Source organism: uncultured Reyranella sp. (assembly GCF_945957355.1).
Classification (GTDB): Bacteria; Pseudomonadota; Alphaproteobacteria; order Reyranellales; family Reyranellaceae; genus Reyranella.
Genome location: NZ_CAMFKM010000015.1, coordinates 125,615 through 139,308, shown reverse-complemented (window position 1 = coordinate 139,308; position 13,694 = coordinate 125,615). Strand labels below are relative to the sequence as shown.

The window sequence follows — 13,694 nt, the reverse complement described above, 5'->3', positions numbered from 1 at the left end:
GCAAGGTGGGGCGGCTCCACGATGGGCCGTGGCTCGAAGAACCTCCAAGGCCTGCAAAAGCAGGTGGGCGTCGTGTAGCCAAGACCAGGGTCAAGGCCAGGAACAACTCCCAGGAGTTCTTATTGGCCCCGGGGTTTTTAGCGAACCACGCACCGCGCAGAAGTCCGCCCCGCGCCCAATGTAGGGACTAGGGGCAGTCGTCGCAATGAGAGGGAGCCGTCCTGATGCAGATCCCTCGCGTTGCTCGGGATGCCAGGCGCCGCTTACGCGGCGCCGGACACCTTCTTCGACATCTTGTCGACGCGGGCCGTGATCAGCTCCTCGAGCGCCGTGGCCAGAGTCTCGGCGCTGTCGGAGGCGGTCGCGCGGGCGCTCTCGGCTGCCTTGGCCACACCCCGCGCCTCGCGGCTCTCCTCGGCCAGGAGCAGCGACGCGAACACCAGAAGCTTGAACTCGGGCGTGCCGGGAAGCTGGCGACGCAGTTCGGTCACCTTCTCCTCGACATAGGCGGCCAGTTCCTGGACGCGTGCTTCCTCGCCTTCGCCACAAGCGAGGTCGTAGGTACGACCGGCGATCTGAACCGAAACCTGCGGCATTTTCCGCTTCTCCTGTTTTATTGCGCCTTGTTCGGCGTCTGAGGGGACACGCAGTTTGCCACGTCGCTTCCCGCGACGCACTCCCGGGCTGGGGAGTAAAGAGGGTCTGCTACGACTGATCGGCGGCCAGAAGTGACCGGATGTATTCCATGGCGCGTTCGAGGCGCGTTTCGACCTCCGTCGCCACCCGCTTCAGCTCTTCGTGTTCTTTTTCGACCTTGGCGAGACGGGCGGCCAGCTCATCGGAACGCGCCCGTTCGAGACGCAGGCGCTCGTCGACCATCGACTCCAGCCGGCTGAGCGCGCTGTCGACTCGATCCGTTACGCTGGCTGCCTTGGACATCGTTCCCCCGACAGCGGATCGCCGTTGGTCACCCGGCTGAATCTGCTCCATCGGATAAGATTAAGTGTTGTGCCTGTGAGCGGTCAACATCTGGGCCCTGTGGAGGGCAAACGCCCGCAAGATGTTGGCCTCATCCGAGTTTTTGCGCATTGACGGGCAAAGGGGTGGTCGTCATGTTGCGCGCCATCCGAAAAACCATACGGCACAAGCATAAAATGACCGATCAGACCGCTGCCCCGCGCGATATGGCGAACGCCATCAGGGCCTTGGCCATGGACGCCGTGCAGCTGGCGGATTCGGGTCATCCCGGCATGCCGATGGGCATGGCCGACGTGGCCACCGTCCTGTTCTCGAAGTTCCTCAAGTTCGACGCCTCGGAGCCCAACTGGCCTGACCGCGACCGGTTCATCCTGTCGGCCGGCCACGGCTCGATGCTGCTTTATTCGCTGCTGCATCTCACCGGCTATGCCGACATGACCCTCGAGGAGCTGAAGAAGTTCCGCCAGCTCGGCGCCCGCACCGCGGGCCATCCCGAATACGGCCATGCGAGTGGCATCGAGACGACCACCGGTCCGCTGGGCCAGGGCCTCGGCAATTCCGTGGGCTTCGCCCTCGCCGAGCGCATCCTCGCGGAGCGATTCGGCCGCGACGTCGTCGACCATTACACCTATGTGATCGCCGGCGACGGGTGCCTGATGGAAGGCGTTGGCCAGGAAGCGATCACGCTGGCCGGCCATCTCGGCCTCGGCCGCCTCATCGTCCTGTTCGACGACAACGGTATTTCGATCGACGGCCCGACCTCGCTCTCGACGTCCGAGGATCACAAGAAGCGCTTCGCCGCCGCCGGCTGGCACGTGCAGGCCGTCGATGGTCACGATGCCGAGGCCGTCACGCGCGCGATCCGCAAGGCCCGCAACGTCACCGACAAGCCCTCGCTGATCGCCTGCAAAACGGTGATCGGCTACGGCGCCCCGACCAAGGCCGGCACCGCCGCCACGCACGGCTCGCCGCTCGGCAAGGACGAGATCGCTGGCGCCCGGGCGAAGCTAGGCTGGAACCATGAGCCGTTCGACATTCCCGAGGCGGTGTTCTCCGCCTGGCGCAAGATCGGGGCGCGCGGCAAGTCCGCCCGCCGCAAGTGGAACAAGAGCCTCGCGGCGATGGCGCCCGAGGATCGCGCCGAGTTCGACCGCCGCCAGAAGGGCGACATTCCGCCCGCCGTCGGCGAGGCGATTGCCGCGTTCAAGGCGAAGATCGCGGCCGAGAAGCCGTCGTGGGCCACGCGCAAGTCGAGCCAGGAGGCGCTCGAGGTCATCAACCCGGTGCTGCCCGACACGGTGGGCGGCTCGGCCGACCTGACCGGCTCGAACAATACCAAGACCGCCACGCTGAAGGGCGCCTCGCGCACCGATACCGCAGGCCGCTACATCTACTACGGCATCCGCGAACATGCGATGGCGGCGGCCATGAACGGCATGGCCCTGCATGGCGGCATCATCCCCTACGGCGGCACCTTCATGGTGTTTACCGACTATTGCCGGCCGTCGATCCGCCTCTCCGCGCTGATGGGCGTGCGGGTCATCTACGTGATGACCCACGACTCGATCGGTCTCGGCGAAGACGGCCCGACCCACCAGCCGGTCGAGCATCTCCCGGCGCTGCGCGCCATCCCGAACCTGCAGGTGCTGCGTCCCGCCGACGCCATCGAGACGGCGGAATGCTGGCAGATCGCCCTCGACTCGAAGCACACGCCGAGCGTCATCGCGCTCACGCGCCAGAACGTGCCGACGGTGCGTGGCGCGGACGACGAGAACCTGTGCGCCAAGGGCGCCTACATCCTGGCCGGCGACGAGTCCGCGGCGATCCGCCTGATCGCCTCGGGCTCGGAAGTACAACTCGCTCTCGCCGCCCGCGATCTCCTGGCGCAGGAAGGCAAGGAGGCCGCCGTGGTCTCCATGCCGTCGTGGGAGCTGTTCGCGGCGCAGGACGATACATATCGGGCCAGGGTGATGGGCGGCGACGGCACGATCCGCGTCGCCTGCGAGGCGGCGACCGGTTTCGGCTGGGAGCGCTGGCTCGGATCGAAGGGCGCGTTCGTGGGCATGAAGGGCTTTGGCGCCTCGGCCAAGGCCCCGGAACTCTACAAGCATTTCGGCATCACGGCCGAAGCGATCGCACAAGCGGCGCGCCGGCTGGCGCAATAACGGAGGGAAGAAAATGGCTGTTCGTGTTGCAATCAACGGCTTCGGCCGCATCGGCCGCAATGTGCTGCGCGCCATCATGGAATCGGGCCGCAAGGACATCGAGGTCGTGGCGATCAACGATCTGGGCCCGGTCGAGACCAACGCCCACCTCTTCCGCTTCGACTCGGTGCACGGCCGCTTCAATGGCGAGGTGAAGGTCGCTGGCGACACGATCGACGTCGGCCGCGGCCCCATCAAGGTGACGGCCGAGCGCGATCCTTCCAAGCTGCCGCACAAGGCGATGGGCGTCGACATCGCGCTCGAGTGCACCGGCATCTTCACCTCCAAGGACAAGGCCTCGGCGCATCTGACCGCTGGCGCCAAGCGCGTGCTGGTCTCGGCCCCGGCCGACGGCGCCGACCTCACGGTCGTCTACGGCGTGAACCACGACAAGCTGACGAAGGATCATATCGTCGTCTCGAACGCGTCGTGCACGACGAACTGCCTGGCCCCAGTCGCCATGGTGTTGAACGACGCGGTCGGCATCGACCATGGCTTCATGACGACCATCCACGCCTACACCGGCGACCAGCCGACCCTCGACACGATGCACAAGGACATGTACCGCGGCCGCGCTGCGGCGCTGTCGATGATCCCGACCTCGACGGGCGCAGCCAAGGCCGTCGGCCTGGTGCTGCCGGAACTGAACGGCAAGCTCGACGGCGTGTCGATCCGCGTGCCGACGCCGAACGTCTCGGTCATCGACTTCAAGTTCGTCGCCAAGAAGAAGACGACCAAGGACGAGATCAACGAGGCCGTGAAGCGCGCCGCGGCCAACCAGCTCAAGGGCATCCTGGGCTGGACCGATCAGCCGAACGTCTCGATCGACTTCAATCATGACAGCCACTCGTCGACATTCCACATGGACCAGACCAAGGTCATGGAAGGCACGCTGGTGCGCGTCATGAGCTGGTACGACAACGAGTGGGGCTTCTCCAATCGCATGTCCGACACCGCCGTCGCGATGGGCAAGCTCGGCTGATCCAGCCGTTCCTTGAAGAAACGACGGGCGCCCCTCGGGGCGCCCATTTTCGTTGGGCACCCCGTCTCGGCCCGCCCTACTCGATCACTTCGTCGGCCCGCACGAGGATGCTTGGAGGAATGGTGACGCCGATCGCCTTGGCGGTCCGGAGATTGACGGCGTAGACGAACTCGGTGGGCTGCTCGATCGGCAGGTCTCCCGGCGAGGCGCCCTTGAGGATGCGGTCGACATAGCGCGCCGACCGCATGAAAAGGGCCTGGATGTTCACGCCATAGGACATAAGCCCGCCATTGCGGCACTGATCCACGGGCCCCAGGAGCGGGATACGCTGCTCGATGGCGAGGGCGGCCAGTTGTTGCGCATTGGTGCCCAGCGCGAAGACCGAGTGATCGTGTGAGATCACGGCCTGCACCTTCCTGTCCCGCCAGCTGGAGAAGGCCGGCGCGAACTCCGCCGCCCCACGGACCTCGATGGCCAGCAGCTCGATGCCGAGCGCCGCGGCCGTCGCGCCCATCCTGTCGTGAATGTCTGTATTGGCAGGATGCGATTTGTAGAGGAGCACGCCCACCCGACGCGCGGCGGGATCGATTTCCCGTAACAGCTCGAGTCGCTTGGCCATGATCTCGGCGACGAAGATCGTGAGACCTGTCACGTTGCCGCCGGGCTTCGCGATGCTCTTCGCGAGGCCTACCGCGACCGGGTCGGGTCCCGCCACCTGCACGATGGGAATCCTGTTCGTGAACGCGTGCGCGACCGAGGCCCCCGACGTGTAGGTCACGATCACATCGACCGCGCGCTCCACGAGCTGCCGCGCCATCGGCGGCAGGCGCTCTGCGTCCCCGTCGGTGTACCTGTATTCGAATGCCACGTTGCGGCCCTCGGCATAGCCGAGGTCGCGCAGGGCCGCCTGGAAGATCTCGATATCGCGCCTCAGAGCTGGCGCCGTGTCCGGCATCAACATTCCGAGCCGCCACACTTTCTGCGCCGGCTGCGCCATCGCACGTCCGGCCAGGCCGAACGAGGCCGCGACCGCCAGCAGAATACGTCGCTCCATGCCCTACTCCCGCGCATCCATCGCTGGCGCGATCCTGACCGCGCGCAGCCTCGCGACCGCTGCCGGCCGCGACATGCCGCGCAGCTGCCGGTCGCCGAGATCCTCGACATCGGACATCGCCTCGATCGCGGCGGCGAGACGGCCACTCACCAGCACCTCGCCATCGCTCGCCTCGGCGCACAGGCGGGCCGCGAGGTTGATCACGGCGCCGATCGCCGTGTAGTCGAAACGATCCTCGAAGCCGATGCGTCCCAGCGTGGCGTAGCCCTGCGCCATGCCGATGCCGAGGCCCAGCCTGTAGCCCCGCTTCTGCCAGCCCGGCGCGAGCGACGCCACGGCATCGCGCATCTCGACGGCCAGCCGCGCCGCACGGTCCGGCGCGTCATCACAGGGCAGGGGATCGTTGAAGAACACCAGCATGCCGTCGCCCGTGAAGCGGTCGAGCGTGCCCTCGTACTTGCGGATCAGCGGGCCGACCGCCCCGTGATACTCGGCGAGGACGGCCATGATGTCCTCGGGCTCCGCGGTCTCTGAAAACGAAGTGAAGCCCCGCAGATCGCAGAACATCGCCACGACCTCGCGCCGGTGATTCTCCAGGATCCTCTCGTCGCCCGACGATACGATGGCCTGCGCGAGCTGCGGCGCCAGGAAGCCGCGCAGGCGACCGACGCGCTGCAGCTCGTCGACCTGCGCGGCCACTTTCGCTTCCAGCGCGCGGTTCAGCTCCTGGATCTCGTCATGCAGGGCCTTGATGCGCAGCATCGCCCGCACGCGGACGATCAACGCGCCGTGATCGACCGGCTTGGTGAGATAGTCGTCCCCGCCCGCCTCCAGCCCGGCGACGACGTCCTTCGGCGTGGCCTTCGCGGTGACCATGATGACCGGGATGAATGGCAGGCTGCGGTCGGCCTTAAGCCGGCGCACGACCTCCAGCCCGTCGATCCCCGGCATCATGATATCGAGCAGGATCAGGTCGGGCAGCGCCTCCCGCGCCATCGCCAGTCCCTGCTCGCCGTCCACGGCCGTCACGACCTCGTAGCCCAGGCTTTCGAGGCGCATGCGCAGGATCTCGACATTGTCGGGAACGTCGTCGACGACAAGGATGCGGGCGGGATCTCGCATGGTTCAGCCCAGGATCTCGCGAACCTTGGCCAGCAGCTGGCGGGGGCTGTAGGGCTTGGCGATATAGGCGTCGCAGCCGGCCTCGCGCGTGCGTGCTTCGTCGCCTGAAAGCGCATAGGAGGTAACGGCCACCACAGGGATCGCCTTCAGCTCGGGTATGGCTTTGATGCGGCGCGTCGCCTCGTAACCGTCCATCACCGGCATCTGGATATCCATCAAGATGAGGTCGGGACGGTGCCTCTCGGCCATGACGACCCCCTCGGCGCCGTCATGCGCCTCGACCATTTCATATCCCGCCATGCCGAGCAGGTCGCGAAGGATCTGTCGATTATCCTCGGTGTCTTCGACGACGAGTATCTTCTTGCTCATGACGCGGTGCCCCCCGCGGATGGTGCATCGATCGGCAGAACGATTTTGAAGGTCGAGCCCCTGCCCTCTTCGGACTCGACGCTGATGCGACCGCCATGCAGTTCGACGATGCGGCGCGAGATCGACAGGCCGAGCCCCGTTCCGCCCTTCTTGCGCGTGCTTGAATTGTCGACCTGCTGGAACTCCTCGAAGATCTTCGCCTGGTCCGCAGGCGCGATGCCGAAGCCGGTGTCGACGACGGACAGTTCGAACGTCTCCCCGACCTTCTCGGCGCGCACCTCGACCGACCCGCTGTCGGTGAACTTGATGGCATTGCCCACGAGGTTGAGCAGCACCTGCGTGAGGCGGCGGGCATCGCCCACACCGGCCGGCAGGCCGGGTGCCACCGTCGACCCCAGCGCCAGCCCCTTGGCCTTCGCCAGCGATTCCGTGGCCGCCAGCACGGAGGCCACGACATCGGCGACGCTGTAGGGTTCCATCGCAAGGACGAGTTGGCCGGCCTCGATCTTGGACAGGTCGAGCACGTCGTTGATCAGGTCGAGCAGGTGGCGGCCGTTCTTCTGAACGCGGTCCAGCACGCCCGCCGCCTTCTCCGACACCTCGCCATAGAGCCCGTCGGCCATCATCTCGGTGTAGCCGATGATGGCGTTGAGCGGCGTGCGCAGCTCGTGGCTCATGTTGGCGAGGAACTGCGACTTGTGCTGGCTCGCGATCTCAAGCTGCTGGCTCTTCTCCTGGATCTCCGTGAAGAGGCGCACGTTCTCGATCGCAATCACGGCCTGCGCGGCGAAGGTTTCCAGCAGTTCGATCTGCCGGGCCGTGAAAGGACCCGGCTCGGTCTTGCGCAGCATGATGGTGCCCGCAGCCCCCCCCTCGCCCAGCATCGGCACCGCAAGCGCCGCGCGCCATCCCCGCTCGCGGGACATCTCCAGCGCGCCGGCGAAATCGCCCGGGTCGAGTGCGGTTGAATCGGGGATATGGATGGTCGCGCCGTCGAGGATCGCACGGCCGCTGATGTTGTTCCGCTCGATCGCGCGACGGCGGCCGAGTTCGGCATGCAGGGCGCCATCGTGCGCGGCCGTGACGATCTCATTGCCCTCGCGCAGGGCGATCATCACGTCCGGCGCCCCGCAGAACCGCAACGCAGCCTCCGCCACGACCTTCAGGACCGGCTGCACGTCCGTCGGCGACTGGGAGATCACCCGCAGCACGTCGGCCGTCGCGGTCTGCTGTTCCAGGGCCTCGCGCAGTTCGGAGAACAGGCGGGCATTCTCGATCGCGATGACGCCCTGGGCGGCAAAGGTTTCGAGCAGTTCGACCTGCCGCGGCGTGAAGGCGCCCGGCTCGGTCTTTCGCAACGCGATGCAACCGATCGCGATGCCCTCCCGCAGCATGGGCGCCACGATGTTTGCCCGCCACTTGTGCTGATGCGCCAGGGCGATCGCCGCCGCGAACTCGACCGGATCGAGCGCATCGATGTCCGGCGTATGGATGGTGCGACCGTCGACGATGGCGCGGCCCGTGGTGCTGGCGCGGTCGAGGCGCCGGCGTTCGCCCACCCAGGCCGACAAGGGACCGTCATGGGCGGCGCCAACCAGCTCCTCGCCGTCGCGCAAGACGATGGCGGCGTCGGACGCGCCGCAGAAACGGCGTGCCGCCGCTGCCACCACGTCGAGAACGGGCCTGACGTCGGTCGGCGATTGGGAAATGGCCCGCAGGATATCGGCGGTCGCGGTCTGCTGCTCCAGCGACTCGCTGAGTTCCCGGGTACGGTCCTCGACCCGCTGTTCGAGCGTGGCGTACGACTCTTCCAGCGCCTTCGCCGACCTGTTGAACTGATCGGCGAGAGCCTCCAGCTCGTCTCCGGTCCGGATGTCGAGCCGATGGTCCAGCTCGCCGCTGCCGATGCGCTGGGCGCCGGCCTGAAGGGCCCGGATCGGCACCACCATGCGCCGCGCGAGCAGCGCGCCCGCGAGGCCCGCGATGATCAGGCCCAGCACCAGCAGTGCCAGCGCGCGCAGGCCGGCAGTGATCACCGGAAGCTGCGCCTCCGCGGTCGGAAGCTCGACGAAGACGATCCATCCGAGCGCCGGGATCGACGCATGTGCCGACAGGACGGAGACGCCGGTGAGGTTGCGCGCGTCCGCCGGCGCCGCCGCCCCCTCCCGGTCCTGAAGCGCCGCAGCGACCTGCGCGAGCCCCTTCATGTCGGTTCCGCGAAGCACGAGCGAGATGTCGGGATGTGCGACCAGCCGGCCGAGCCGGTCGACGACATAGGCATAGCCGTCGCGGCCGACCTTGATCTGCGAGATCACGTCCCAGATCAGCTTGAGGTTCACCTCGGCGACGGTGACACCACCGCGCGCGCCGTGGCTGACCGCCATGGTGAAGTAGGGCTCGCTGCCCTGCCGGAAGTACACCGGTCCGAAATAGACCTTGTGGGCCATCGCCCCGACGAAGGCCGCTTCGGTCGACCGGTCGGTCCCAGCGCCGACCACATCCATCGCCAGGCGCGAAACGCTGAGCTGCTCGCGACCCTGCCGGTCGAGTTGCACCAGCTCGGTGATCGCCGGCACCTGCCGCAGCAGCCGCACATAGTCGAAGCGGCGCTGCTCGACCGGCAGGGTGCCCCATTGCGCCTGGGCCACCCAACCGACCTGTCGCTCGATCTCGCGCACGAAGGATTCGATCCGCTGTGCCGCCGCCTCGGCCTTTTCCCGCTGCACCTCGATCGAGGCGCGGCGATTCTCCTGGTAGACGAAATACAGGTCGAGCGCGGCATTGATCACCAGCACGGCGCTCACCAGGGCGACGAACAGCACGACGTACTTGAGGAAGAGCCCGTGCCTCACTCGATGACCTCGTCGACCCGCGCGAGGAAGAGCGGCGGCACGACGATGCCGAGCGCGCGGGCGGTCCTCTGGTTGACGACGAGCTCGAAGCGCGAGGATTGCTGCACCGGCAAGTCGCCCGGGCGTGCGCCCTTTAGGATGCGGTCGACATAGCCCGCGACGGCCCGCATGTTGTCCACCTGGCTGGCGCCGTAGGCCATGAGACCGCCGGCCTCCGCGAATTCGCGACGGAAGGAAATGGACGGCAGCCGGTTGCGGAGCGCAAGGTCGGCCGTCACGTCAAAGCCGAGGCTGGGCTGCACCATCACGCCATCGACGCCGTCCCGAACGACCGCCTCGAAGGCGGCCGGGAGCTCGGCGGAGGCGCCGACCGCCACGGGCACCAGACGGATCCGCTGCGCCTCGGCCGAGAGCTCGACTTCCCGCCGCAGCGGCACGCTGAATGGATCGAGGGCGTTCAGGAGCAGGCCGAACGAGCGTGTGTCGCGCCGGATCTCGGCGAAGAGCTGAAGAGCCTTGGCTGCGACCGTGGCGCTGGGACTGAAAACGCCGGTCAGGTTGCCTCCGGGCCGCGCGACGTTGCTGATCCCGCCGATCTCCGGCGCCGCCCCGAAGAAGACGATGGGAACCCTGTCGGTCGCGCTGCGCGCCGCGACGATCGCCTGTGATAGCACGGCGACGATCACGTCGACCTGGCCCTCGACCAGGGAGCGGGCGAGCGTATCGATGGCGCCACTGTTGACGCCGGCATCGCGATAATCGAACGCGACGGTGCGACCCTCGACATAGCCGAGATCCGCCATGGCCTTCCGAAACGATGACCAACTCGGCCCGGCCTCACCCGAGACCAGGAAGCCGACACGGGGACTCTTCTGGGCGAACGCAGAGCTAGACAGCCCGGCGGCACCGGCACCCAAGAGCAGCTCGCGCCGCCTCACTCGACTCTCCCCACCCGATCGCGTCCTCACGCAAGACGACGGCGACAGTCTAGCGCCCCGCTCTTCATCGTCCAGCGCAACGCGATCCACGAACGCCGCTTGAGATTCTCACCGACTGAAGCAAGGGAGCGCGTCGCCCCCTAGGCATTTCGGATGCGCCGGCCGATGGCCTCCCGAACCGGCTTGCCCTCGATGTCGCGAAACGCCTCCGCGAGATCGACGGGCTTCTGCTCCGGCGGGTGGCCGGCCTGCAGGGTCACGAGACCGGCGAGATGGACGAGCATCAGCTTCGCCGCCCTGTCCGCTTTCCCACCTATGATCGCCTCGGCGATGTCGCCGTGCTCGTGCGGGCCGGCGCAGTTGGTGAGCTGGCGCGGCGCGGCCAGCGAGAAGTGCATGGTGGAGCGCGTCAGCAGCCCGCGCAGCAGGCGTGTCAGCTCGTCGTTGCCGCAGAGTTCCGCGAGCAGGACGTGGAACTCGCCGGAGAGTTCGAACAGGCGCCCGCGATCGTCGCGGCGGGTCGCGGCCTTCTCCTCCGCGACATGCGCCTTGAGGCGCTTCGCCGCGGCCGTGGTATGGCCCTCGCTGAGCCGCCGCACGATCGCCGCCTCCAGCATGGAGCGGACGTCGTAGATCTCGCGCATCTCCTCGACCGTGAGCGACGGCACGAAGGTGCCGCGGTTGGGGATCGCGGTCAGCCAGCCCTCGTGTACCAGCCGGTGCAGCGCCTTGCGGACGCGCTCGCGGCTGACGCCCAGCACGCGCGCCAGCGCCGGCTCCTGCAGCTTGGTGCCGGGGGCGAGGCGGCCCATGTGCATCGCCCGCCGGATCGCGCCATAGACCGCCTCGTCGGCGGCAACGTCACCCTTCCTCGGCTTACGCGGCATCGATCTCCTCCACCGCGGCGACCAGCAGCCTGAGGCCTTGCGAGAAGTCGGCGAGGTCCATGGCCTCGTCCGGGTTGTGGCTACCATGTTCGTTGCGGATGAAGATCATCGCCGTGGGCACGCCCATGATGCCGAACACCGCCGCGTCGTGTCCCGCCCCGCTCGCCATCGGCAGCGCCTCGATGCCGAGCTGCTTCGCCAGTCGCTCGAGTCGCCCGCGGTGCCCACCGTCGATCGGCCCTGGCTTCGCATTGGTGAAGGCGCCGAGATCGATCGTGACGCCGCGCCGTGCGCCGATCTCGGCTGCGATCTCGCGCAGCCTCCGGTCGATCGCCAGCAGCACCTCGTTGTCCTCGCTGCGAATGTCCATGGAGAACCAGAGCTCGCCCGGAATCTTGGTCATGGTGTGAACGGCGGTATCGGTGTGGAACCGGCCGACGGTGCAGACCAGGTCCTTGCCAGCCGCCTCGTGTTCCAGCCAAAGCGCCTCCAGCCGTGACACGAATTCGATGCCGGCCATCACCGCGTCGTTGCGCGAGAGCCGCGGCTCAGCGCCGGCGTGGCCGTAGCGGCCGACGATATGCGGATCGCGATAGCGCAGGTTGCCCCGGATGCCCGTCACGATCCCGACCGGCAGACCACGCTGAACGAGCACCGGTCCCTGTTCGATATGGAGTTCCAGGAAGCAGGCAATGCGCGCGGGATCGAGCTGGCGTTCGCGGGCCCGGATACGGTCGGGTGCGAAGCCGGCCTCCTTCATGTGCTCGGCCAGTGTCCGCCCCGTGTCGGGACGACGGCAGACATCGAGCGCCTCAGGCTCCAGCAGGGCGAAGGCGGCGCGGCTGCCGATATAGGGCGCGGGAAACCAGGACAATTCTTCCGCGCGCACGCCCATGACTGTGATGTCCCGTTTCGGACGGCGACCCGCGCGATGCCAGCGCGCCAGCATCGCCATGCCCGCGACCACGCCCGCAGCGCCGTCGTAGTTGCCGCCCTCCGGCACCGAATCGAGATGCGAGCCCGTCATGATTGCAGGCAGGGAGCGATCCTGCCCCGGCAGGGTCAGGTAGAGGTTTCCGGCGGCGTCGGTGCGGGTCTCCAGCCCCAGCGACTGGCCGATGCCTTGCATCAGGTCGTGCGCCATCTGCTCGCCCTCGCCGTAGGACGCGCGGGTGACGCCGAGGCGGGCCTTCGAATGCGATCGAAGATACTCGAACCACTGCCTGGCCAGAGCGGTTTCGGGATCGAGGTCGCGGTGGAGTTCGGTCATGGGCCTGCCGGCGGTTGGTAAAATTATGTGCACATAACGTCAAGAAATGTGCACATCCTGATGGAGGACGACATGCAAGGCGTGAGCCAGACGCGCGACCTGGTGGGTTATGGCGGGACGCCGCCGGCCTGGAAGCTGCCCGGCGGCGCCCGCCTCGCCGTCTCGCTGGTAGTCAATTTCGAGGAAGGCGCGGAGTTCGCCGTCAGCGACGGCGATCCGCAGGCCGAGAAGATCTCCGAGGTTGTGAGCGTGGTTCCGCCGGGACGCTGGGACCAGGGCAATGAGCAGATCTTCGCCTACGGCATGCGTGCCGGCATCTGGCGTATGCTGGCCGCGCTGGAAAAGCACCGGACGCCGGCGACCTTCTATATGTGCGGCCGCGCCGTCGAGCGCCTGCCCCTCCTCGCCCGGCGGATCGTCGAGGCCGGGCACGAGGCGGCGTGCCATGGCTGGCTGTGGCGCGCGCATGCCGAGTATGCCGATCGCGAGAGCGAACTGCGCGATCTCCGGCGTTGCATTGACGTGATGAAAAGCGCGACAGGCCAAAGCCCTGCGGGCTTCTTCTGCCGCGGCAGCGAAAGCCCCGAGACTCGCTCGATCCTGCGTGAGCTGGGCTTCAGTTACGCGAGCAACGGTTTCGACGACGACCTTCCCTACTGGGATAGGACGGATCTGCAGCGTCCTCTCCTGGTCGTTCCCTACGCACTCGACAGCAACGACATGAAGTTCTTCCACCCGAACGGCTTCGTCCGCGCCGACGAGATGGTCGACTATGTCAGCGACGCCATCGAAACGCTGCTGGAGGAAGGCGAAGCCGGCCATCCCAAGCTGCTGAACATCGGCTGGCATTTGCGCATCGCCGGCCGCCCCGGTCGCTTCGCCGCCTTCAAGCGCGTGCTCACGCTGCTCGAATCCTACGGCGACAAGGTGTGGATCGCGCGGCGCGACGACATTGCGAAATCGTGGCGCGAGCAATTTCCGGCATGAGTGCCTCGCCGATGGTTGGCATGCCCCTTGCGTTTGCACCTCGCGGGAGGC

At 67.2% G+C, this 13,694-nt stretch carries 12 protein-coding genes and 1 other RNA gene; 3 read left to right on the top strand and 10 right to left on the bottom strand.

Features of this window, described 5'->3' with window-relative positions; translation table 11 throughout:
• Nucleotides 1–10: 10 nt before the first annotated feature.
• From ssrS to Q0Q48_RS22350, 3 genes are all read right to left on the bottom strand, one after another.
• Nucleotides 11–166: non-coding RNA, 6S RNA (gene ssrS, locus Q0Q48_RS22360), on the bottom strand.
• A 97-nt stretch (nucleotides 167–263) separates the two neighbouring features.
• Nucleotides 264–596, bottom strand: coding sequence for a cell division protein ZapA (locus Q0Q48_RS22355; RefSeq protein WP_295142859.1), 333 nt, complete (start codon nucleotides 594–596; stop codon nucleotides 264–266).
• A 109-nt stretch (nucleotides 597–705) separates the two neighbouring features.
• Nucleotides 706–990, bottom strand: coding sequence for a hypothetical protein (locus tag Q0Q48_RS22350; RefSeq protein WP_295142856.1), 285 nt, complete (start codon nucleotides 988–990; stop codon nucleotides 706–708).
• A 164-nt stretch (nucleotides 991–1,154) separates the two neighbouring features.
• Between Q0Q48_RS22350 and tkt the strand changes: the two genes are divergently transcribed.
• The gene (gene tkt, locus Q0Q48_RS22345; protein WP_295142853.1) at nucleotides 1,155–3,143 is read left to right on the top strand and encodes a transketolase; all 1,989 of its coding nucleotides are present in this window, start codon (nucleotides 1,155–1,157) and stop codon (nucleotides 3,141–3,143) included.
• A 13-nt stretch (nucleotides 3,144–3,156) separates the two neighbouring features.
• Nucleotides 3,157–4,164, top strand: coding sequence for a type I glyceraldehyde-3-phosphate dehydrogenase (gap, locus tag Q0Q48_RS22340; protein ID WP_295142851.1), 1,008 nt, complete (start codon nucleotides 3,157–3,159; stop codon nucleotides 4,162–4,164).
• Between the two features lie 76 nt (nucleotides 4,165–4,240).
• On the opposite strand, the gene Q0Q48_RS22335 is transcribed toward gap, so the two are convergent.
• The 7 genes from Q0Q48_RS22335 to Q0Q48_RS22305 form a co-directional block, all read right to left on the bottom strand.
• Nucleotides 4,241–5,218 (bottom strand): ABC transporter substrate-binding protein, encoded by a 978-nt coding sequence (locus Q0Q48_RS22335; RefSeq protein ID WP_295142848.1) that lies wholly within the window; start codon nucleotides 5,216–5,218, stop codon nucleotides 4,241–4,243.
• Between the two features lie 3 nt (nucleotides 5,219–5,221).
• Nucleotides 5,222–6,340, bottom strand: a complete 1,119-nt coding sequence (locus tag Q0Q48_RS22330) for an adenylate/guanylate cyclase domain-containing response regulator (protein ID WP_295142845.1) — start codon at nucleotides 6,338–6,340, stop codon at nucleotides 5,222–5,224.
• 3 nt (nucleotides 6,341–6,343) lie between these two features.
• The gene (locus tag Q0Q48_RS22325) at nucleotides 6,344–6,709 is read right to left on the bottom strand and encodes a response regulator (protein ID WP_295142841.1); all 366 of its coding nucleotides are present in this window, start codon (nucleotides 6,707–6,709) and stop codon (nucleotides 6,344–6,346) included.
• Nucleotides 6,706–9,561, bottom strand: coding sequence for an ATP-binding protein (locus Q0Q48_RS22320; protein ID WP_295142839.1), 2,856 nt, complete (start codon nucleotides 9,559–9,561; stop codon nucleotides 6,706–6,708). Before Q0Q48_RS22320 ends, Q0Q48_RS22325 begins: the two co-directional genes overlap by 4 nt.
• The gene (locus tag Q0Q48_RS22315) at nucleotides 9,558–10,499 is read right to left on the bottom strand and encodes an ABC transporter substrate-binding protein (RefSeq protein WP_295142837.1); all 942 of its coding nucleotides are present in this window, start codon (nucleotides 10,497–10,499) and stop codon (nucleotides 9,558–9,560) included. Before Q0Q48_RS22315 ends, Q0Q48_RS22320 begins: the two co-directional genes overlap by 4 nt.
• A gap of 140 nt (nucleotides 10,500–10,639) precedes the next feature.
• Nucleotides 10,640–11,386, bottom strand: a complete 747-nt coding sequence (locus Q0Q48_RS22310; protein ID WP_295142835.1) for a GntR family transcriptional regulator — start codon at nucleotides 11,384–11,386, stop codon at nucleotides 10,640–10,642.
• Nucleotides 11,376–12,656 carry a Zn-dependent hydrolase gene (locus Q0Q48_RS22305; protein ID WP_295142832.1) on the bottom strand — a complete coding sequence of 427 codons (1,281 nt, stop codon included), beginning with the start codon at nucleotides 12,654–12,656 and terminating at the stop codon, nucleotides 11,376–11,378. The genes Q0Q48_RS22310 and Q0Q48_RS22305 overlap by 11 nt, the downstream gene beginning before the upstream one ends.
• Nucleotides 12,657–12,728: 72 nt before the next feature.
• Here Q0Q48_RS22305 and Q0Q48_RS22300 point away from each other — a divergent pair, with 72 nt between their 5' ends.
• Nucleotides 12,729–13,643 carry a polysaccharide deacetylase family protein gene (locus Q0Q48_RS22300; RefSeq protein ID WP_295142829.1) on the top strand — a complete coding sequence of 305 codons (915 nt, stop codon included), beginning with the start codon at nucleotides 12,729–12,731 and terminating at the stop codon, nucleotides 13,641–13,643.
• Nucleotides 13,644–13,694: the final 51 nt, after the last annotated feature.